Raw genomic sequence first — 18,599 nt, 5'->3', positions numbered from 1 at the left:
GGTCGCACCGCCGGAGGCCTACGCCTCGGCCGGCTGCCTGACATTCGCACGCACCCAGTCCACGATCGACTGCGTCGTCGCCCCCGGCGTGAAGATCTCCGCGACACCCTGCTCCTTCAGCGGAGCGATGTCCGCCTCGGGGATGATCCCGCCGCCGAAGACCAGGATGTCCTCAGCGTCCCGCTCCTTGAGCAGCTTGATCACCGCGGCGAAGAGCGTGTTGTGGGCACCGGACAGGATCGACAGCCCGATCGCGTCGGCGTCCTCCTGGATCGCGGTGTCGACGATCTGCTCGGGGGTCTGGTGAAGGCCGGTGTAGATGACCTCCATACCCGCGTCGCGCAACGCACGCGCGATCACCTTGGCCCCGCGATCGTGGCCGTCGAGCCCCGGCTTGGCCACCACCACGCGGATCGGACCGGCTGCCACACCCATCACTGCCTCCATGAAGCGACTGCATCCATCCCTACCGACAAGTACTGGGTACCCGAACCGGCCGGGGAAGTGAACGAACGTTATCGCCAGCATCCCGCAACCGGCAGTTTCGCGGTGAAGAGCGAGGGGGAAATCACACGATGGGACACGTTCACCGCGCAGCGTTCCGGCGGGAACACGCGCAACTGGAGCCGCAAAGGAGCCGCCGCACCACCGCGCCGCAGACCGCGCGCCGTGGCGATGCGGTGTGTCGACGATGCCGTGAAGGACCGTCGACCGCCTTCCGCGGCCTCAACGAGGGCACACGGGGGACAGAGGCGTCTCCTGCGTGCCGACAGGAGGTCGGCCATGAAGGTCACGAGGGCAGCGCTGCCCTTTCTCCCGCTCTGCCAGCGACTGCTCCCGAGCAGACTGGCGGGACTCTCCCTGGCCCTGCTGAAGGCGACCGCCCTGGAACTCGCGATCCTCGCGGGACACCTCCTCCTCTATCCCTCCGGCGTCATCCAGGAACGCCGAGGGTCATCGGTCCCGCTCCCGTCGGCGGACGGCGCAGCACAGCTGCCGACCGGGACCAAACCCCCGGTCGTCCTCCTGCACGGCTTCATCGACAACCGCTCGGTTTTCGTGCTGCTGCGCCGCAGCCTCGCCCAGCACGGCAGGCAGCAGGTCGAGTCGCTCAACTATTCGCCGCTGACCTGCGACATCCGCACCGCGGCCGAGCTGCTGAGCCGGCACATAGAAGAAATCTGCGAGCGCACGGGCAGCAGGCAGGTCGACATCGTCGGACACAGCCTCGGCGGACTGATAGCGCGGTACTACGTGCAGCGGCTGGGCGGCGACATCCGCGTCCGCACGCTGGTGACGCTCGGCACCCCGCACTCCGGCACCCGGGTGGTACCGCTGGCGAACGCCCACCCGATCGTCCGCCAGATGCGCCCCGGCTCGGAGCTGCTCGAGGAGCTGACCCGGCCCGCGCCGGGCTGCCGTACGCACTTCGTGAGTTTCTGGAGCGACCTCGATCACCTGATGGACCCACTGGAGACCGCCTGTATCGACCACCCCGACCTGATGGTGCAGAACGTGCAGGTCAGCGGGATCGGACATCTCGCCCTGCCCGTGCACCCCGCCGTGGCGACCGGGATACGCCAGGCCCTCGACGCCGAGGGAACAGGAGCAGAAGCCGCCGCGCACGCCGGCGGCCTGACAGTGGCCTGACCCCGCCTCTTACAGCCCCGTCCACAGCCGCATCCGGTACGGCCGTATCCGTACAGCCCGCTCACAGCCCTGAACGGCACCCGGACAGCACTCGCACGGCTTTCCGACAGCCATTTGGCCTCGAACATTCTTCGAACACAGGGCCAAAGCCGTGCCCGTCGTCCCCCGAAACACGGCCGAATGCCCGTTTCCTGCGCGCACGAAACCTGTTGAAGATTGTCGAGCCCGTATACCGCCGGGTACAGTCACCGCACTGCTCTGGCAGCCCCTGTTGTCGAGGCGAAAGAGAAGTTGGTGAACGACCGTCACCCGTCGGGGACCATGACCCCGGCTCCGGCTTCCGATGCCGCCTCGGCGCACTACGCGTCGTACGGCACGCAGGAAGCCCAGTACGGCGACTTCACCACGTACAGCGGCTACGACTCCAGTGGTTTTGCGACCGGCGGCCACGCCACCGCGACCTTCGCCGCAGACCCCCTGTTCGGCAGCCTCCCGGGCGAGAGCACGGGTTCGTACGACTCCGGCCAGTGGGCCACGGGCGGCCACCAGACCCTGAACTACGACGCGTACGCGGCACAGCACCATGCCGCCTACGACACCGGTGTGTACGACACGACCCTCTGGGCCGCCGACCACCAGCCGCTTCCCGTCATCCCACCGCAGGCCACCGGGCACGACGTCTCAGGCCAGTGGGATGCGAACGCCTGGCTGCAGCCCGACCACTCGGGCAGCACCGCCGATCAGACCCAGCAGTGGGAATGGGGCACCCAGGCCTTCGACACCGGGGCGTACGACGCCACACAGTGGAACTCCGAGGGCCCCGAGGCCGACGGCACCGCCGCGCCCGCCGGAACCGCCGACGACCACGAGCAGCAGGCCGAGCACGCTGCGTACGAGGAATCCCTCCCGGACGACGGCCAGTCGAACGCCACCGGAGAGCTGCCCTCGGTGACCCCGCTCCTCGACGAGCAGGAAGAGGTCAGGTCGGCTCCGGTCTCACGCGCGGGCTCCCGCAGCGGGGCCCGCTCCCGCCGTCGCGCGCCTGCCAAGCGGTCCGCGCTGCTGACCATCGCCGTGCCCTCGGCGTGTGTGATGGGCGTGGCCGGTATCGCCGCCGCCTCCGTGGGCACCTTCACCGGCGACCAGGGCACCTCGACGACCGCGTCGGACGCACATGCGGTGAAACCATCCGCCGCCAACAACAAGCTGGACACCCAGCTCCGGAGCCTCTCCGCCGGCGCCGACGACTTCGCCGACCGGGCCAGCCGTACGCAGGAGCGCATCGACCTCAAGGCCCAGCAGGAGGCCGAGAAGAAGAAGGCGGCAGCGGAGGCGGCCCGCAAGGAGCGGCTGCGCCCGAAGTACGTCCTTCCGGTCACCCAGAGGGGGCTCAGCGCCTACTTCGGGCAGGCCGGCATCAACTGGATGTCCGTACACACCGGCATCGACTTCCCCGTCTCGTACGGCACGACGGTGATGGCCGCGACCGACGGCACCGTGCGCACAGAGTGGAACAGTGCGTACGGGAACATGATGATAGTGACAGCGAAGGACGGCACGGAGACGTGGTACTGCCATCTCTCCAGCTATCGCGTCGCCTCCGGTACGACGGTCAAGGCCGGCGACCCGATCGCGTACTCGGGGAACTCCGGCAACTCGACCGGCCCGCATCTGCACTTCGAGGTCCGGCCGGGCGGGGGTTCGGCGATCGACCCGCTGCCGTGGCTGCGGAGCCACGGGCTCGACCCGACTTAGGAGACCCGGGGGCCGCGCCCCCTGGGTCCTGTCACAGCTTCTCCACCGGCGCATACCGCAGCAGCAGGCGCTTCGGCTTGGTGTCGCCGAAGTCGATCGTCGCCTCGGCGTTGCCGCCCGTGCCCTTCACGGCCACGACCGTGCCGAGTCCGAACTGGTCGTGTGTGACCCGGTCACCCACGGCCAGCGAGACCACCGGCTTCTCGGAGGCCCGGCTCGTGGCGAATCCGGACGCACCCGACGCCGACGAACGGGAGCGCGAGGAAGACAGCGAGGACGCCACGGCCGACGCCGGTCCGGAGGAGACCGGGGCGGCGGCGCCCGTCCGCTTCCAGTCGACGTGCTGTGCCGGGATCTCCTCCAGGAACCGGGAGGGCGGGTTGTACGACGGCTGGCCCCACGCACTGCGCAGGGAGGAGCGGGTCAGGTACAGCCGCTCACGCGCGCGGGTGATGCCGACGTACGCGAGCCGCCGCTCCTCCTCCAGCTCCTTGGTCTGGCCGAGGGCGCGCATGTGCGGGAAGACGCCGTCCTCCATGCCGGTGAGGAAGACCACCGGGAACTCGAGGCCCTTGGCGGTGTGCAGGGTCATCAGGGTGATGACTCCGGAGCCGTCCTCGTCCTCGTCGGGGATCTGGTCCGAGTCGGCGACCAGTGCGACGCGCTCCAGGAACTCGGCGAGACCGGGGGACTCCTCGCCCTCGCCCGCCTCCTGCTCGAACTCCAGGGCCACGGCGGCGAGTTCCTGGAGGTTCTCGATGCGGGTCTCGTCCTGCGGGTCGGTGGAGGCCTGCAACTCGGCGAGGTAGCCGGTGCGTTCGAGGATCGCCTCCAGGACGGTCGCCGGGCCCGCGCCGGACTCGACGATCGTCCGGAGGTCCTCCATCAGCGTGTTGAACCGCTTGACGGCGTTGGCCGACCGCGCCGCCATGCCGTAGGCCTCGTCGACGCGGCGCAGCGCCTGCGGGAAGCTGATCTTCTCCCGCTGGGCGAGGGCGTCGATCATCGCCTCCGCGCGGTCGCCGATGCCGCGCTTGGGGACGTTCAGGATGCGGCGCAGCGGCACCGAGTCCTCGGGGTTGGCCAGCACCCGCAGATAGGCCAGGACGTCCCGGACCTCCTTGCGCTCGTAGAAGCGGACACCGCCGACGACCTTGTAGGGCAGGCCGACGCGGATGAAGACCTCTTCGAAGACACGGGACTGGGCGTTGGTGCGGTAGAAGACGGCGACGTCCGAGGCCTTCGTCTCGCCGGCGTCCGTGAGACGGTCTATCTCGTCGGCGACGAACTGGGCCTCGTCGTGCTCCGTGTCGGCGACGTAGCCGGTGATGCGGGCGCCCGCGCCCGCGTTCGTCCACAGGTTCTTGGGGCGGCGGGACTCGTTGCGCTCGATGACCGCGTTGGCCGCGGAGAGGATCGTCTGGGTGGAGCGGTAGTTCTGCTCCAGCAGGATCGTCGTCGCGTCCGGGTAGTCCTCCTCGAACTGGAGGATGTTGCGGATCGTCGCACCGCGGAAGGCGTAGATCGACTGGTCGGCGTCGCCCACGACGCACAGTTCGGCGGGCTGCAGGTCGTACTCGTTCGGCGGTACGTCCTCGTCGTGCGCGCCGGTGCCGACGAGTTCCCGTACGAGCGCGTACTGGGCGTGGTTGGTGTCCTGGTACTCGTCGACCAGGACGTGCCGGAAGCGACGGCGGTAGTGCTCGGCGACGTCCGGGAAGGCGCGCAGCAGGTTGACCGTCGTCATGATCAGGTCGTCGAAGTCGAGGGCGTTCGCCTCGCGCAGCCGCGACTGGTACATGGCGTAGGCCTGGGCGAGGGTCTTCTCGAAGCCGTCGGCGGCCTGGGCGGCGAAGTCCTCCTCGTCGATCAGCTCGTTCTTGAGGTTCGAGATCTTGGCGCTGAAGGACTTCGGCGGGTAGCGCTTGGGGTCGAGGTCCAGGTCGCGGCAGACCAGGGCCATCAGGCGCTTGCTGTCGGCCGCGTCGTAGATCGAGAACGACGAGGTGAAGCCGAGCTTCTTGCTCTCCCGGCGCAGGATGCGCACGCACGCGCTGTGGAAGGTCATCACCCACATCGCGTTCGCGCGCGGGCCGACGAGCTGCTCGACGCGCTCCTTCATCTCGCCCGCGGCCTTGTTGGTGAAGGTGATCGCGAGGACCTGGCCCGGATGCACGTTCCGCTCGCCCAGGAGGTAGGCGATGCGGTGGGTGAGCACGCGGGTCTTGCCGGAGCCGGCGCCCGCCACGATGAGCAGGGGGGTGCCGGAGTGGACGACGGCCGCGCGCTGGTTCTCGTTCAGCCCGTCCAGGAGCGCGGCCGGGTCGATCGCCGGGCGGGGGGCGCCGTTGCGGTAGTAGGCCTCCCGGTCCGGGGGCACGTCGAACTTCCCGCCGAACAGATCGTCCGGGACCGGCTCCGGTCCGTGATCGTCCTCGGGCGGCGGCGGAGGTTCCTCCTCGTGCCCGCGGGGGGCCTGGAGGTTCGCCAGGAAGCTGTCGTCAAAGAGGCTGCTCATCGCTCTCCGAGTCTAGGGCGCCCCACTGACAGCCCGCCGCCGCCCTGAGAACATCGCCGGAATCCACTGACTCCCCAGCCCCCGCCGGCCGCGGAATCCCTGATTCTTCCGGACCTGGCCGCGAGGTTTCCCTCCAGAACCGTGCCGTCACAGCCCGTAATTGAACAGGCCGAGACAGCTACCGAAGCGGGCAGATGTCGCCACTCCGGAAAAACACAGACAAGACGCCACGCTTCCTCCCGAACTGACGACTGCGTGCGGCCCGCTGACCAAAGGTCACGAAAATGTATCGGGCATATCGAACATCATCCTTCACAGGGGCCACACGAGTTGGCTACCGTTCCGGCAGGCCGCACGACCCCCACCGGCGAACGTCGCCGGGCCGCGCGGCCTCCGCCGAGTCCGGGGCGCCGCCGCGCATCCGGAGCCGGGGACCCACACCGACCTTGGGGTGAATCGGTCCTCCCTTTCGAGGCACGGACCGTAGGGCAACCCTTCCGAAGCACGCGCCCGAACCCGACAGCTAACTCGGTAGGCGGAAGACGGAAGGAGTCGCCTCCCTTGGCGTCGCACCGCAAGTCGCGCCCCGCGGGTACGCGCGTAGCAGGCATACGCACCCCCGCCCTCGCCACGGCCGCCCTCACCTCGGTGGCCCTGCTGTCCCAGTCGGCGAACGCCGCCCCCACTGCCGACGGCAAGCCCAGCCTCGAAGAGGTCGAGAAGAAGGTCGACGACCTCTACCGCCAGGCGGAGTCGGCCACCGAGAAGTACAACGCGGCCAAAGAGAAGACCACGAAGCAGCGCAAGAACGTCGACACCCTCCTCGACGACGTCGCCAGGCGCACGCAGAAGCTCAACGAGGAGCGGGAGCAGCTCGGTTCCTTCGCCGCGGCCCAGTACCGGACCGGAGCCGCCGCACCCGACACGGCGACCTTCCTGCTCGCGGACTCCCCACAGGACTACTTCGACCAGACGCAGCTCATGGGGCGGCTGACCTCTCGCCAGAAGAGCGCGGTCGACGACTACTTCACCGAGCAGTCCGCGACGATGAAGAAGCGCGAGGAGGCCTCCAGGAGCCTTCAGACGCTCACCGAGACGCAGAGCGACCTCCAGACCGCCAAGTCCACGGTGCAGAAGAAGCTCTCCGACGCGCGCGCGCTGCTGTCGAAGCTGACCGCCGAGGAGAAGGCGCGGCTCGCGGCTGTCCAGAAGCAGAAGGAGGAGGAGGCCGCGCGCAAGGCCGCGGAGCTGGCGAAGCAGCAGGCGGCGGCGGAGAAGGCCAAGGAAGAGGCCGCGGCCCGGGACAGCGGCTCCTCCGCGGGCTCGGGATCCACCTCCGCCGGCGACTCCTCGTACGCCACCAAGGCCGAGAAGGCGCTCGCCTTCGCCCGCGCCCAGATCGGCAAGCCGTACGTCTGGGGCGCCACCGGCCCCGACTCCTACGACTGCTCCGGCCTCACCCAGGCCGCCTGGAAGGCCGCGGGCGTCGACCTTCCGCGCACCACCTACGACCAGGTGAACGCCGGCACCACGGTCTCCCTCACCGACGCGCAGCCCGGCGACCTGATCTTCTTCTACGACGACATCAGCCACGTCGGCCTCTACATCGGCAACGGCATGATGATCCACGCCCCGAAGCCCGGCGCCTACGTCCGCGAGGAGTCGGTCTACTACGGCGGCGCATCGATCATCCACAGTGTGGTGCGGCCCGCCTGAGGCACCGGGGAGCAGAGCACGCGCGCGTGCGGGGCAGTTTGTGACGCACGCGCGCGTGGCCCGCCCTCAACCCGCGCCGCACTCCCTAGCATCGGCCCCATGCCCGGCAGCACCGGCCCCAAGGCCGGCCCGACCTTCCTCCGCGCCTGGTGGGCGCGGCGTTCGCCGGCGGCCGGGGCCGCCGTGATGGCGACCGGCATTGTGTCGCTCGGACTGCATCTGACGGGATACGAGGTGCTGTCGCGGGTCGCCCTGGGCCTGGCCTGTGTCGCCTGGGTGGTGCTTGCGGCAGGCTTCGGTGTCCGTCTGGTGCGGGAACCGGAAAAGTGGCGGACGGAGGCGGGGACGCCGGGGGCGCTGACCGCCGTCGCGGCGACCGCCGTGCTCGGGACCCGGTTCTGCGCCCTCGGACGGCAGACTCTCGCGGAGGCCCTGCTCGCACTGGGGGCCGTGCTGTGGCCGCTGCTGCTGGTGCAGGTCGCACGGCACTGGCGGCGTCGTATGCCGGGCGCGGTGTTCCTGTGCTGCGTGGCCACGCAGGGGCTCGCGGTGCTCGGCGCCACGCTCGCCGCGGCCCGGGCGTCGGCATGGCTCGCGCACGCGGCACTCGCGCTGTTCTGGCTCGGGCTCGTCCTCTACGGCTGCGTGCTGGCCCTCTTCGATCTGCGACAGGTGACCGAAGGGCCGGGCGACCAGTGGGTGGCGGGCGGCGCGCTCGCCATCTCGGCGCTCGCAGGATCGAAGCTGGTCTTGGCCGACAGCGCGCGCCTGTACCTGTGGAACGACGACGACCGCGGAGTGCTGCGCGCCGTCACCGCGGCGCTGCTCGTACTCGACCTGGCCTGGTACGCCGTACTGCTCGTCGCCGAGGCGGTCCGGCCGCGACGCGGCTACGACGTGCGCCGCTGGGCGACCGTTTTCGCGCTGGGGATGACGGCGGCGGCCGTCCTGTCCGTCGCGGCCGCCCTCGACGCCCCGTGGCTCAGGGGGCCCGGGCAGGTGCTGCTGTGGGTCGCGGTGGCGGCGTGGCTGGCCGTCGCCGCGGGGGCCGTCGCCGCGGCCCGTGCCGGCATCAGGTCCACAGCACCGCGATGAAGATGTTCGCCGTGGTGAGCAGGCCCACCAGTCCGAACAGGCTCTTGTCGATCTTTTCCTCGTCCCGCTTCACATAGACCAGGCCGAGGATCACGATCAGCAGGGCCAGCTTGACGCCGATCTTGATGTTGTTGACGTGATGGTCGTCGGCCTGGTTGAGGCCGACCAGGATCGCGCCGGTGACCAGCATCGTCAGCGCGCCGTGCAGCATCGCCGGGACGAAGCGGGCCTCGCCGCGGCCCATCGCCTTCATCTGGGTGAAGAAGCCGCCGAGGAGCGCGGCGATGCCGATGATGTGCAGGCCGACGAAGAGATGGATGAGTACGTCCATGAGGCGGGAGCTTAAACAGGGGCGCACGGGGCGCCGGACACCGGCCCCGGCCTTCATCGGTGGGTCCTGCATCTATGCCATCGGTGGCTCCTGCATATATGCGGCCCATAGCACTCCGCCTTCCGTACGGGTCCCGGAACCGCCACATCGGTCAGCGCACTGCGTGAAGTCGACGGCGCGAGTCCTGGATCACGGCCGCATACGGTCAGCCGGCGATCCGCCGAGGGCACTTCCGCACATCGCGTTACCCAGCCGACACAGACAGGTTTAGCGTCCTCCACCAGGTGACCGGCTCCCCACCGCCGCCCGGGCCAGGGGCGGCAGTCGGCCACCACCGCCGAGAAGGTCCGGCGGCGGCCCGCTCCCCCTGTGCGGGCCGCCGCCGGACGCGTAAGCCGCCCCGGAACGGGCGGTCCTACGAAAGGACGGGCAGTCCACGTGGCAGCGCACCGCAGGCCCAGTCGGCGCTCGCTGAGCGGCAGTCCGGCCCGGACGGCGTTCACGATCGCCGTGGCGGGCGCGGCGACCGCGACGGGCTTCGACGGGACCGGGCACGCCGAGCCGGACCTGACGCCGACGCAGGTCAGGGCGGAGGTGGACAAGCTGTACCAGGAGGCGGAGGCCGCCACCGAGAAGTACGACGGGGCGAAGGAGCAGGCCGACGCCGCGGAGCGGCGGCTGGCGACACTGCGGGACGAGGCGGCGCGCAAGACCGACAGGCTCAACTCGGCCCGGGACGAGCTGGGTTCGATGGCCGCGGCCCAGTACCGGGACGGCGGTCTCGACCCCGCGCTGCAACTCGCGCTGTCGGACGACCCCGACCACTATCTCGAGGGCGCCGAGTTCGTCGACCGGGCGGGCACCCGGCAGGCGGCGGCCGTGGCGGACGTAAGGGAACAGCTGCGGGAGATCGAGCAGTTGCGCGGGGCCGCCCGCATCGAGCTGGCCGGGCTCAGGTCGCGGCAGGCGGAGCTGAAGCGGGACGAGAAGACGATCACCGGGAAGCTGGATGCGGCGCGGCGGCTGGTGTCCCGGCTGTCGGCTGCGGAGCGCGCCCGGCTCGGGGACGGCGGCAACCGCGCCTCACGGTCCGCCGAGGGCGGCCGGGACGGCCTCGTGTCCCTGGGAACGGCGACCGCCGAGGCGCCAGGCTCCCGTGCCGCGGCGGCCCTCTCGTATGCGTACTCCAAGCTGGGCAGCCCCTATGTGTGGGGCGCGACCGGCCCGGACGCCTTCGACTGCTCGGGGCTCGTCCAAGCCGCCTACCGCTCCGCGGGCATCTCCCTGCCGCGCACGACCTACGCCCAGATCGACGCCGGGCGCCGGGTCTCCCGCTCCGAACTGGCCCCGGGCGACCTGGTGTTCTTCTACTCCGGCATCAGCCACGTCGGCATCTACGTCGGCAACGGGATGATGATCCACGCCCCGAACCCGTCGGAGCCCGTGAAGATCGCGCCGGTCGACGAGATGCCCTTCGCGGGAGCCACGCGGGTGGTGTGAGCTTCGGACGGAGGCCCTCACACCAGCCGTCGCGCCGTCGCCCACCGTGTCAGCTCGTGCCGGTTCGACAGCTGCAACTTCCGCAGGACCGCCGAGACATGGGACTCGACCGTCTTCACGGAGATGAACAGCTGCTTGGCGATCTCCTTGTACGCATACCCCCGGGCGATCAGACGCAGCACCTCCCGCTCACGCTGGGTGAGACGGTCGAGGTCCTCGTCGACCGGCGGGGCGTCGGTGGAGGCGAACGCGTCGAGGACGAAGCCGGCCAGGCGCGGGGAGAAGACGGCGTCGCCCTCCTGCACGCGGAAGATGGAGTTGACGAGGTCCGTGCCGGTGATCGTCTTGGTGACGTAGCCGCGCGCGCCGCCCCGGATGACGCCGATCACGTCCTCCGCCGCGTCCGACACGGACAGCGCGAGGAAGCGGACGGGCTGCTCGGTGTCCGCCATCAACGCGGCGCAGCGGCGCAGGACTTCGACGCCGCCGCCGCCCGGGAGGTGGACGTCGAGGAGGACCACCTCGGGGCGGGTCGCGGTGATGACCGTGACCGCCTGGTCGACGTCCGCGGCCTCACCGACGACCTCGACTCCGGTCTCGTCGGTCCGGCCGATCTCGGCCTGGACGCCCGTACGGAACATACGGTGGTCGTCGACGAGGACCACACGCACGTGCCGCTCGCCCGCGCCCCCGTCGGCCGTCGGCTCCACAGGCTCCGCGTTCGCCTCGGTCGGGTCGCTCATCACGTCTTCTCCGCCCTCTCCATCTCCAGCTCGACCTCCGTGCCGCCGTCCGGCACCGCGCGCAGCCGCGCCGTACCGCCGTTGCGCTCCATGCGGCCGATGATCGATTCTCTGACGCCCATGCGGTCGGCGGGTATCGAGTCCAGGTCGAAGCCGGGGCCGCGGTCGCGGACCGACACGAAGACGGTCTTTCCCTCGACTTCGGCGTAGACCTGTACGGCGCCGCCCTCGCCACCGTACTTGGCGGCGTTCACCATCGCCTCGCGCGCGGCCTGCATCTGCGCGGCGATCCTCTCGTCGAGCGGGCAGTCGCCGACGATGACGACCTCTATGGGGACGCCGTGCTTGTCCTCCACCTCCGCGGCGTTGCGCCGCACCGCGTCGGCCAGGTCGGTGGGTTCGTCGGCCTCGTCCTTGCCGGTGCCCTCGGGCTTGTAGAGCCAGGTGCGCAGGTCGCGCTCCTGGGCGCGGGCGAGGCGGCGCACCTCGTTCGCGTTCTCCGCGTTGCGCTGGATCAGGGTCAGGGTGTGCAGCACGGAGTCGTGGACGTGGGCGGCGACCTCGGCGCGCTCCTGCGCGCGGATGCGCATCAGGCGCTCCTCGGAGAGGTCCTGGGTCATACGGACGAGGTAGGGGCCCGCGAGGAGCGTTATCCCGACGAGGACCGCGAGGGCCGCCTGCAGGACGGAGCCGAGATGGGCGGCGGAGCCCTGGAGCACGAACATGCCGGAGACGCCGGCGGTGACGAGGAGGACACCGCCCGCCGCGCGCAGCAGGGTGAGCGTGCGGCGGCGGCTGCCGACCTCCACCCAGCGGGCCCGGCGGGCATTGTCCGCCTGGCGCCAGACGAGGGCGACGCCCGCGCCGACGAGGACGGCGGGCCAGAGGTAGGCCTTGGCTCCGCCGCCCACCTTCACATTGCCCACGAAGACCATGGCCACGACGACCATCAGGAGCAGGGCGACGATCTGGCCCTTGTCCGGCTTGCGGGCGACCAGTCTGCGCCGGCCGTCCGGCGAGGTTTCGGTGCTGACCAGCGACGGGGGTCTCTGGCCGCCGACGCCGCCGACGCCGAGCGGCACGAAGAACCAGAACGCGGCATACAGCAGCGCGCCCAGGCCGTCCGCCATGAACAGGCCGACGAACACGAGCCGCACCCAGATGACCGGCAGCCCGAGATGCCCGGCGAGCCCCCGCGCCACGCCACCGAGCCAGCGTCCGTCGCTGCTGCGGTAGAGCTTGCGCGGCGGCCGCGGTTCGAGGAGTGGCGCTGCAGCGGCTTCCGGCATGCCACCGATACTCACACGGTCGGCGGACAGGGGCATCAGGGTCGGTCCCCTAGACACCCCTGATCTTCGAACCCGGGCCCGTCGAACGGTTCCCGGGCGCCGGCTCAGGGGTGATATCAGGGTCCGGCCAGGGTCGTACCGACTCCCGTCGGAGCGGCTCGCCCGTCACCATGGACACATGACAGATCACGAGCGCGCCGCGACGGGTCCGGGACCCGCCTCCGGCCCGCGCCCCGCTCCGGGCGCCGGGCCGCAGGATGCCGGGCCCGCCGCGGACGCCGCACCCGCCGCCGGGGCGGGGCCCGGTGCGGGAGCGGACCCGGGCGTCGGCGCCCGGGCCGACGCGGGCGGGGGCTCGCGCGCGCACGGGCGGGCGGGCGCGCGGGGAGAAGGAGAAGGGGGTGCGGGCACGCAGGCAGAGGGGGGTGCGGGCGCGGAGGCCACCGAGGCTCCCCGCAGGTTCCGCCGCGACCGCCGGTACAAGGTGCTCGCCGGGGTCTGTGCCGGGCTCGGGCGGCAGTGCGACATGGATCCGGTGATCTTCCGGATCACCCTCGCGGTGCTCTCCGCGACCGGCGGCATCGGCCTGCTCTTCTACGGCTTCGCCTGGCTCCTCATCCCGTACGAGGACGAGGAGGAGAACGAGGTCCGCAAGCTGCTGACCGGCCGCGTCGACGGCCAGGCGCTGACCGCGGTGATGTTCGCGCTGGTCGGCTGCGGGGTGTTCCTGTCGCTGCTGAAGAACGGCGGGGTGCTGGCCTTCGCCGTCGTCCTCTCCCTGCTTCTCGCGGGCGCCGGGTACTGGTCGCGGCAGCGCGGCGCCCCCGACCCCGACCCGCTGGCCGCGCAGGCCGTCGCCGATGCCCCGCCGGAGGCCCAGGCACCGCCGGCCCCCGCCGCCTACCCCTCCTGGTGGCGCGACCCCATCGTCAAGGACGGCACGCATGTCGGCGGCACCGGCTATCTGTGGGGCCCCCGGGACTCCCGCGACCGGGACATCGCGGCGGCGGTCAACATCAGCCTCGGCACGTCCTGGACCAACCGCGCGGACCTCCGCACACCGCGCTCCCCCGCGCCCAGACCGCGCGGCCCGCGCTGGATCGGCGGCTGGGTCTTCCTGCTCGCCCTGCTCGCGGGCGGCCTCGGTACCGGGCTGACCTGGGGCGACCATGCGCTCGGCACCAGCCTGCAGACCGGTCTGTCCTGCGCGCTCCTGGTCTTCGGCCTGGGCATCGCGGTCAGCGCGTTCCTGGGGCGTACGGGCGCGGGATCGGTCCTCCTCGCCATCATCACGGCGGCCCTGCTCGCCGGCTCGGCGGCCCTGCCCAAGGACGTCGGCACGCACTGGACACGCACGACCTGGCAGCCGGCCGCGGTGGCCGATGTGCGGGAGAAGTACGACGTCGGCAGTGGCGTCGGCACCCTGGACCTGAGCCGGCTGCACCCGGCCAGGGGCGAGACGGTGAGCACGAGAGCCGACGTCGGCCTGGGCCGGCTGAAGGTGATCGTGCCGAAGGACGTGACCGTGAAGCTGAGCATCGACGTGGGGGTGGGCGATATCCAGCTGCCGGGCGACAAACCAGGAGACGTGGACGTGGAGCCGGGCAAGCACAAGGAGACAACCCTGTCGCCGGTCTCGGGCGGCAAGAACACCGGCACGCTCGACCTCGAGCTCCAGGTCGGTCTGGGACAGGCGGAGGTGAGCCGTGCTGCGTCATGAGTTCCAGCCCGGGAAGCTGGTCGCCGGTGTCTTCCTCGCCCTCGCGGGCGCCCTCTACGCCGGTGACGCGGGCGGACTGTGGGAGACACCGTGGTTCGCGGTGATCCCCCTCGTCACGGGCGGCCTCTGCCTGGCCGGCGTGGCGGGAGCAGTGGCGCGGGGCGTACGGAAACGCAGGACGGCAGTGTCAGGGAAGGGGGCGAGTGAGGCACAGCTGAACGCGCCGGGAACCTGACCAGCACTCCGGGGGCGGTGGCTCCCGCCGAGGAACACGACCCCGGTCGTGCCCCGTACGGCGTCGCCACCGGCAGCCCCCGCCTACCAGGAGCTACCGGTAACCAGCCGCCCGTTGCCTGCGCCGCGCGCGGAGGGCGGCGTCCAGGGAGAACGTGGCGGCGCCCGCGAGGACGAGGGGGAGCCAGGCCATCAGATAGGCGAGGTCGTTGCCGTAGTAGTACGGGTCGGACTGCCAGCTCACGGTCAGCCACAGGCTGAGGGAGATCAGTGCGCCGCCGAGCGCCGCCAGGCGCGCGAACAGGCCGATCAGGGTACCTATGCCGACCGCCAGCTCACCCAGGGCGATGGCGTACCCGAACCCCACAGGATTCTTCAGGGCCATGTCGACCATGGCCGGGATGGCGGAGGAGTCGCGGACGTTGCGCATCATCTCGCCGATGGACCCGGAACCGGAGCTCTTCATGAACGCGCTGTTGGTGAGCTTGTCCAGCCCGGCGTAGATGAAGGTGACGCCGAGGAAGACGCGGAGCGGAAGGAGGGCGTAGCGGGTGGCGGAGTCGCGCCAGCTCCGATCGCCGTCGAGGTACGGGGTGTGCGTTTCCGTGCGCATGCCGTGAGTCATCGCTGTCGCCTCTCGCCCGCGGTGCCGGGACCCCTCACCAGACGATACGTACGTCAGGGACGGTGCGCTCAATGCGTTCGTGCCGATTTCAGCGCCCGTGCCCCGCGTGGAGAGGAGGTGTCCCCTTCAGCCCGTCAGGATCGGTTCGGTCCATCGGGATCGGTTCAGTCCGTCACGTCGATCGCGTACCGATTCGTCTCTACCCCCGCCGCCGTGACTACTTGCACCTCGACCCTCCCGGGTTCCACCTCGGCCGGCACGGGCACGGTCAGTGTCGCGTCCGTCGGGTTGCTGAAGCCGCCGGTCACGGGGACCAGGGGCACATGGACGTTCACCGTGCCGATGCGGACCACCATCCGCGTCAGCCGGTCGGCGCCCTGGGCACCCGGCGGGACGAAGCCCGCGCCGCGGATCTCGATGTCGTCGCCGGTGCGGATGGGCGCGTCGAGGTCGCCGGCCTCCCGGGCGCGCACCACGGAGAGGATCACCGGGCGGCCGCCCTCCGCGTACTTGCCGGCCACATAGGTCGCCGCCGACACCAGCACCACCACGGCGAGACCCCACGGAAGGTCCGGCAGCTGGTCCGGGCGGCGGGCCAGCCGTACCGCGGCGAACAGGACGGCGACGGTGCTGATCACGACGTACTGGATGTCGGCGAAGGTGCCCCGTCCCGAGTCGTCGGTCAGCAGGTCGGCCGCCCGGGGCCGGTGCGCCCGTACCTTCTGCAGCCGCTGGCCGAGGACCCGCAGCCCCACCACGCGCCGCACCAGCACCGCGATGCCGCACACCACGGCGAGGACGGTGACGACACCGGCGCCGCGGGCGAGGTCGAGACCGGAGATCACGTCGTCGCGCTCCGCATGGTCGGAGGCCGCGGCCAGCCGGGCGGCCAGGACCAGCACCGCGTAGGCGACGAACAGCACCCAGGCCGCCGCCACCGTGCGGGAGGTGGACAGTCGGTTGTCCTCACCGACGACGGGCGCCAGCACACCGCCGCGCGCCCGGTGGAACCAGGACGCGGCGGTCAGCACACCACCCACGAGCACGGCCGCGAGCAGACCCGCCGTGCGTGCCGTGGTCCAGCCCGCGCCGATGGCCGTGAGCGACTGCACCACCAGCAACAGCACCACCAGCGCCCACACCGCGCACACCGTCCGCCGCCACAGACGGGCCAGCCAGGCCTCGCCCTCGGCGCGGCCGCGTTCGGCGACGAGTTCCGCGGACTGGGCGAGCTCCTCCGAGACCCACTGGCGGGAGGCGGAGGCCGAGTGCGCCACCGCGGCCGGCAGCCCCTGTCCGGCCGCGAAACCGTCGCGCATCAGCAGAAATTCGGCGACCGCGCGCCGGTGTCCCTCGCGCGCCCCGTGCGGACAGTCCCCGCAGGTGCAGCCACCGCCGTGCGCACCTCCGCGGGCGCCCGCGTCCGCGCCGCCTCTCGCCTCCTGCACCGCCACGTCCGCCGCCCGCCTTCCCCGCAGCCCCTATGGCCGGCGGCCCCGTCCAGCAGTCGGCCGCCGCCCTGCAACACCCGTGTGATGACAGCGAATTGTGCCCTACGCCACGCCGCCCCCGCCCGCCAGGTCCGGTCAGCCCGGGGTGAAGTGCGGCCACCGTGTTGACCCGGCTGCGAGAATTTCCCCATGGCCGAGATCATCCAGCGGGACGGGACCTGGGCCTTCGACGGCACCATGGTCAGGATCACGCCGGGTCTCCACCGCTCCGTGCCGCTGTTCCGGCAGACGTACGGGGAGGTCGCGGTGCCCCTCGAAGCCGTCGCGGGCGTGGTCTTCGAACCGGAGCGCAAGCGCGGACGGCTGCGGATACGGCTGCGCGAGGGCGCCGATCCGCTGCTCCAGGCGACCGGCGGGCGGCTGCCGGATCCGGCCGACCCGTACCGGCTGGTGGTGGACGTGGACCGGGCCGGGGTCGCCGAGTACGTGGCCGAGGAGATCCGCCAGGCCCTGCTGCTCGACCAGATCCCCAAGGAGCCGACCAAGGCGTATCTGCTGCCGGGGCCGCCCGTCCCGGTGTCGGTGCGGTCCTCCGACGGCACGGTCTCCTTCGACGGCACCCAGGTGCGCATCGACTGGGCCGACACCTCCGACCGGGTGAAGCGGGCGACCGGGCCGCGGATCATCGCCCTCGGCGACCTCGTGCAGGTCGAGTGGCTGCCCAACTCGGGTTACGAGGACGGTTTCCTGCGCTTCGTGACCCGCGAGACGGTGTTCTCCAAGCTGCCGCCGGAGAAGGACCCGTACGCCCTGGACCTGTGGGGCAGCGCCCGGCGCGATCTGCTCACGGCGCTCGTCGCCACCGCGATCACCGCGCGGCTGCCGCATCCGTCCACCCGGGGCGGCGGCGAGCAGGCGCAGCGACGGCAGCCGACGGCAGCCGTGCCGCCCGCGGCCGACCACCACGACGTACTCCTGCGGCGGCTGCGGGAGCTGGGCGAGCTGCACCGGGAAGGGGTGCTCACGGACGAGGAGTTCGCGATGACCAAGGCGGCCGTACTGCGGGGCTTCTAGGCCGTGCCAGACCCCGCGACGCCGAGCTGATCCAAACGGCAGGGCCTAGCTGAGCAGATCGGGTTCGCTGCGGCTGATGTCCTGCCACAGGGGCTGGTAGTTGATCCATGCCACCAGGTCGCCGCCGAGCTGCTCGCGGGTCGCCACCGCCGCCCTGTGGTCGATGAGCAGGGGGCGTCCGGCGGCCTTGGCGGTGAGCTGCACCTGGGCGGAGCGTTCCATGGACAGGAACCACCAGGCCGCCGCGTCCACCGAGTCGCCGACCGTCAGCAGCCCGTGGTTGCGCAGGACGAGTGCCTTGCGGGTGCCGAGCGCGGAGGCGATACGGCGGCCCTCCTCGGCGTCGACGGCGACGCCGGTGTAGGCGTCGTAGAGGGCGTGGTCCTCGTAGAAGGCGCAGCTCTCCTGGGTGATGGGGTCCAGGAGGTCGCCGAGCGCGGACAGGGCGCGGCCGTGCACCGAGTGGCAGTGGGCGACGGCCACGACGTCCGGGCGGGCCGCGTGGACCTGGGCGTGCACGGTGAAGGCGGCCTGGTTGACGTGGTAGCGGCCCTCGATCACCTGTCCCTCGGAGTTGGCGAGCACCAGGTCGCTCACGGTGACGTGCTTGAACGGCATCCCGAACGGGTTGACCCAGAAGCAGTCGCTGTATTCGGGGTCGCGCGCGGTGATGTGGCCCGAGACGCCGTCCTCGAAGCCGAGCCGCCCGAAGATCCGCAGCGCGCCCGCGAGCCGCTCCTTGCGATGCCGGCGCTCGTCGTCGAGAGAGTCGTGCATCGGCGGCATCGCGAACCGCAGCCGGTCGCTGGGAAGGGCGGGCGGCGGGGTGGGCCCGCTCCCGGGGGTCCCGTGCATGTCTCCTCCAGCACTGGGTTGCTCTACGGGGCGGAAGTTACCG

Annotated in this window: 16 protein-coding genes and 1 riboswitch; of the genes, 8 read left to right on the top strand and 8 right to left on the bottom strand. The window is 71.3% G+C overall.

Annotation, left to right across the window (positions count from 1 at the left end; translation table 11 throughout):
- Positions 1 to 18: 18 nt before the first annotated feature.
- Positions 19 to 435, bottom strand: coding sequence for a cobalamin B12-binding domain-containing protein (locus tag ACWC1K_RS10530; protein ID WP_351462844.1), 417 nt, complete (start codon positions 433 to 435; stop codon positions 19 to 21).
- Positions 436 to 783: 348 nt separating this feature from the next.
- Here ACWC1K_RS10530 and ACWC1K_RS10525 point away from each other — a divergent pair, with 348 nt between their 5' ends.
- Positions 784 to 1,650: a lipase family alpha/beta hydrolase gene (locus tag ACWC1K_RS10525; RefSeq protein WP_450830139.1), complete on the top strand. Its 867-nt coding sequence runs from the start codon at positions 784 to 786 to the stop codon at positions 1,648 to 1,650.
- 294 nt (positions 1,651 to 1,944) lie between these two features.
- The gene (locus ACWC1K_RS10520) at positions 1,945 to 3,405 is read left to right on the top strand and encodes a M23 family metallopeptidase (RefSeq protein ID WP_450830137.1); all 1,461 of its coding nucleotides are present in this window, start codon (positions 1,945 to 1,947) and stop codon (positions 3,403 to 3,405) included.
- Between the two features lie 31 nt (positions 3,406 to 3,436).
- On the opposite strand, the gene pcrA is transcribed toward ACWC1K_RS10520, so the two are convergent.
- On the bottom strand, positions 3,437 to 5,923 hold the full coding sequence (gene pcrA / locus ACWC1K_RS10515) for a DNA helicase PcrA (RefSeq protein WP_450830135.1): 2,487 nt from the start codon (positions 5,921 to 5,923) through the stop codon (positions 3,437 to 3,439).
- A gap of 401 nt (positions 5,924 to 6,324) precedes the next feature.
- Positions 6,325 to 6,476: riboswitch (cyclic di-AMP (ydaO/yuaA leader) on the top strand.
- Positions 6,477 to 6,484: 8 nt separating this feature from the next.
- Between pcrA and ACWC1K_RS10510 the strand changes: the two genes are divergently transcribed.
- Together ACWC1K_RS10510 and ACWC1K_RS10505 are read left to right on the top strand one after the other, a co-directional pair.
- Positions 6,485 to 7,639, top strand: a complete 1,155-nt coding sequence (locus tag ACWC1K_RS10510) for an NlpC/P60 family protein (protein ID WP_450830133.1) — start codon at positions 6,485 to 6,487, stop codon at positions 7,637 to 7,639.
- A 99-nt stretch (positions 7,640 to 7,738) separates the two neighbouring features.
- Positions 7,739 to 8,734: a tellurite resistance/C4-dicarboxylate transporter family protein gene (locus ACWC1K_RS10505; protein WP_450830131.1), complete on the top strand. Its 996-nt coding sequence runs from the start codon at positions 7,739 to 7,741 to the stop codon at positions 8,732 to 8,734.
- On the opposite strand, the gene ACWC1K_RS10500 is transcribed toward ACWC1K_RS10505, so the two are convergent.
- Positions 8,712 to 9,065: a hypothetical protein gene (locus ACWC1K_RS10500; protein WP_450830129.1), complete on the bottom strand. Its 354-nt coding sequence runs from the start codon at positions 9,063 to 9,065 to the stop codon at positions 8,712 to 8,714. The two genes, ACWC1K_RS10505 and ACWC1K_RS10500, sit on opposite strands and share 23 nt — an antisense overlap.
- A gap of 438 nt (positions 9,066 to 9,503) precedes the next feature.
- Between ACWC1K_RS10500 and ACWC1K_RS10495 the strand changes: the two genes are divergently transcribed.
- Positions 9,504 to 10,565: an NlpC/P60 family protein gene (locus ACWC1K_RS10495; RefSeq protein ID WP_450830127.1), complete on the top strand. Its 1,062-nt coding sequence runs from the start codon at positions 9,504 to 9,506 to the stop codon at positions 10,563 to 10,565.
- 17 nt (positions 10,566 to 10,582) lie between these two features.
- On the opposite strand, the gene ACWC1K_RS10490 is transcribed toward ACWC1K_RS10495, so the two are convergent.
- Both ACWC1K_RS10490 and ACWC1K_RS10485 read right to left on the bottom strand, forming a co-directional pair.
- Complete coding sequence (locus ACWC1K_RS10490; RefSeq protein ID WP_450830125.1) at positions 10,583 to 11,308, bottom strand: LuxR C-terminal-related transcriptional regulator; 726 nt, start codon at positions 11,306 to 11,308, stop codon at positions 10,583 to 10,585.
- A complete protein-coding gene (locus ACWC1K_RS10485) occupies positions 11,308 to 12,597 on the bottom strand; it encodes an ATP-binding protein (RefSeq protein ID WP_450830123.1) in 1,290 nt (429 codons plus the stop codon). Before ACWC1K_RS10485 ends, ACWC1K_RS10490 begins: the two co-directional genes overlap by 1 nt.
- A 178-nt stretch (positions 12,598 to 12,775) precedes the next feature.
- Here ACWC1K_RS10485 and ACWC1K_RS10480 point away from each other — a divergent pair, with 178 nt between their 5' ends.
- Both ACWC1K_RS10480 and ACWC1K_RS10475 read left to right on the top strand, forming a co-directional pair.
- Positions 12,776 to 14,317, top strand: coding sequence for a PspC domain-containing protein (locus ACWC1K_RS10480; protein WP_450830121.1), 1,542 nt, complete (start codon positions 12,776 to 12,778; stop codon positions 14,315 to 14,317).
- Positions 14,304 to 14,552 (top strand): hypothetical protein, encoded by a 249-nt coding sequence (locus ACWC1K_RS10475; protein ID WP_450830119.1) that lies wholly within the window; start codon positions 14,304 to 14,306, stop codon positions 14,550 to 14,552. The genes ACWC1K_RS10480 and ACWC1K_RS10475 overlap by 14 nt, the downstream gene beginning before the upstream one ends.
- 93 nt (positions 14,553 to 14,645) lie before the next feature.
- Here the strand turns inward: ACWC1K_RS10475 and ACWC1K_RS10470 are convergent, their stop codons facing one another.
- Together ACWC1K_RS10470 and ACWC1K_RS10465 are read right to left on the bottom strand one after the other, a co-directional pair.
- Entirely contained in the window at positions 14,646 to 15,176 is a 531-nt protein-coding gene (locus tag ACWC1K_RS10470; RefSeq protein ID WP_450830117.1) for a DoxX family protein, read from the bottom strand.
- A gap of 164 nt (positions 15,177 to 15,340) precedes the next feature.
- A complete protein-coding gene (locus ACWC1K_RS10465) occupies positions 15,341 to 16,630 on the bottom strand; it encodes a hypothetical protein (protein ID WP_450830115.1) in 1,290 nt (429 codons plus the stop codon).
- A gap of 186 nt (positions 16,631 to 16,816) precedes the next feature.
- Between ACWC1K_RS10465 and ACWC1K_RS10460 the strand changes: the two genes are divergently transcribed.
- A complete protein-coding gene (locus ACWC1K_RS10460) occupies positions 16,817 to 17,701 on the top strand; it encodes a DUF4429 domain-containing protein (RefSeq protein ID WP_450830113.1) in 885 nt (294 codons plus the stop codon).
- 45 nt (positions 17,702 to 17,746) lie between these two features.
- Here ACWC1K_RS10460 and ACWC1K_RS10455 read toward each other — a convergent pair whose 3' ends face one another.
- Positions 17,747 to 18,556 carry a class II aldolase/adducin family protein gene (locus ACWC1K_RS10455; protein WP_450830111.1) on the bottom strand — a complete coding sequence of 270 codons (810 nt, stop codon included), beginning with the start codon at positions 18,554 to 18,556 and terminating at the stop codon, positions 17,747 to 17,749.
- Between the last annotated feature and the right edge of the window lie 43 nt (positions 18,557 to 18,599).

It is taken from the genome of Streptomyces sp. NPDC001492, assembly GCF_053597275.1.
The sequence above is the reverse complement of the archived record's forward strand: the minus strand, read 5'-3'. Positions and strand labels throughout refer to the sequence as shown.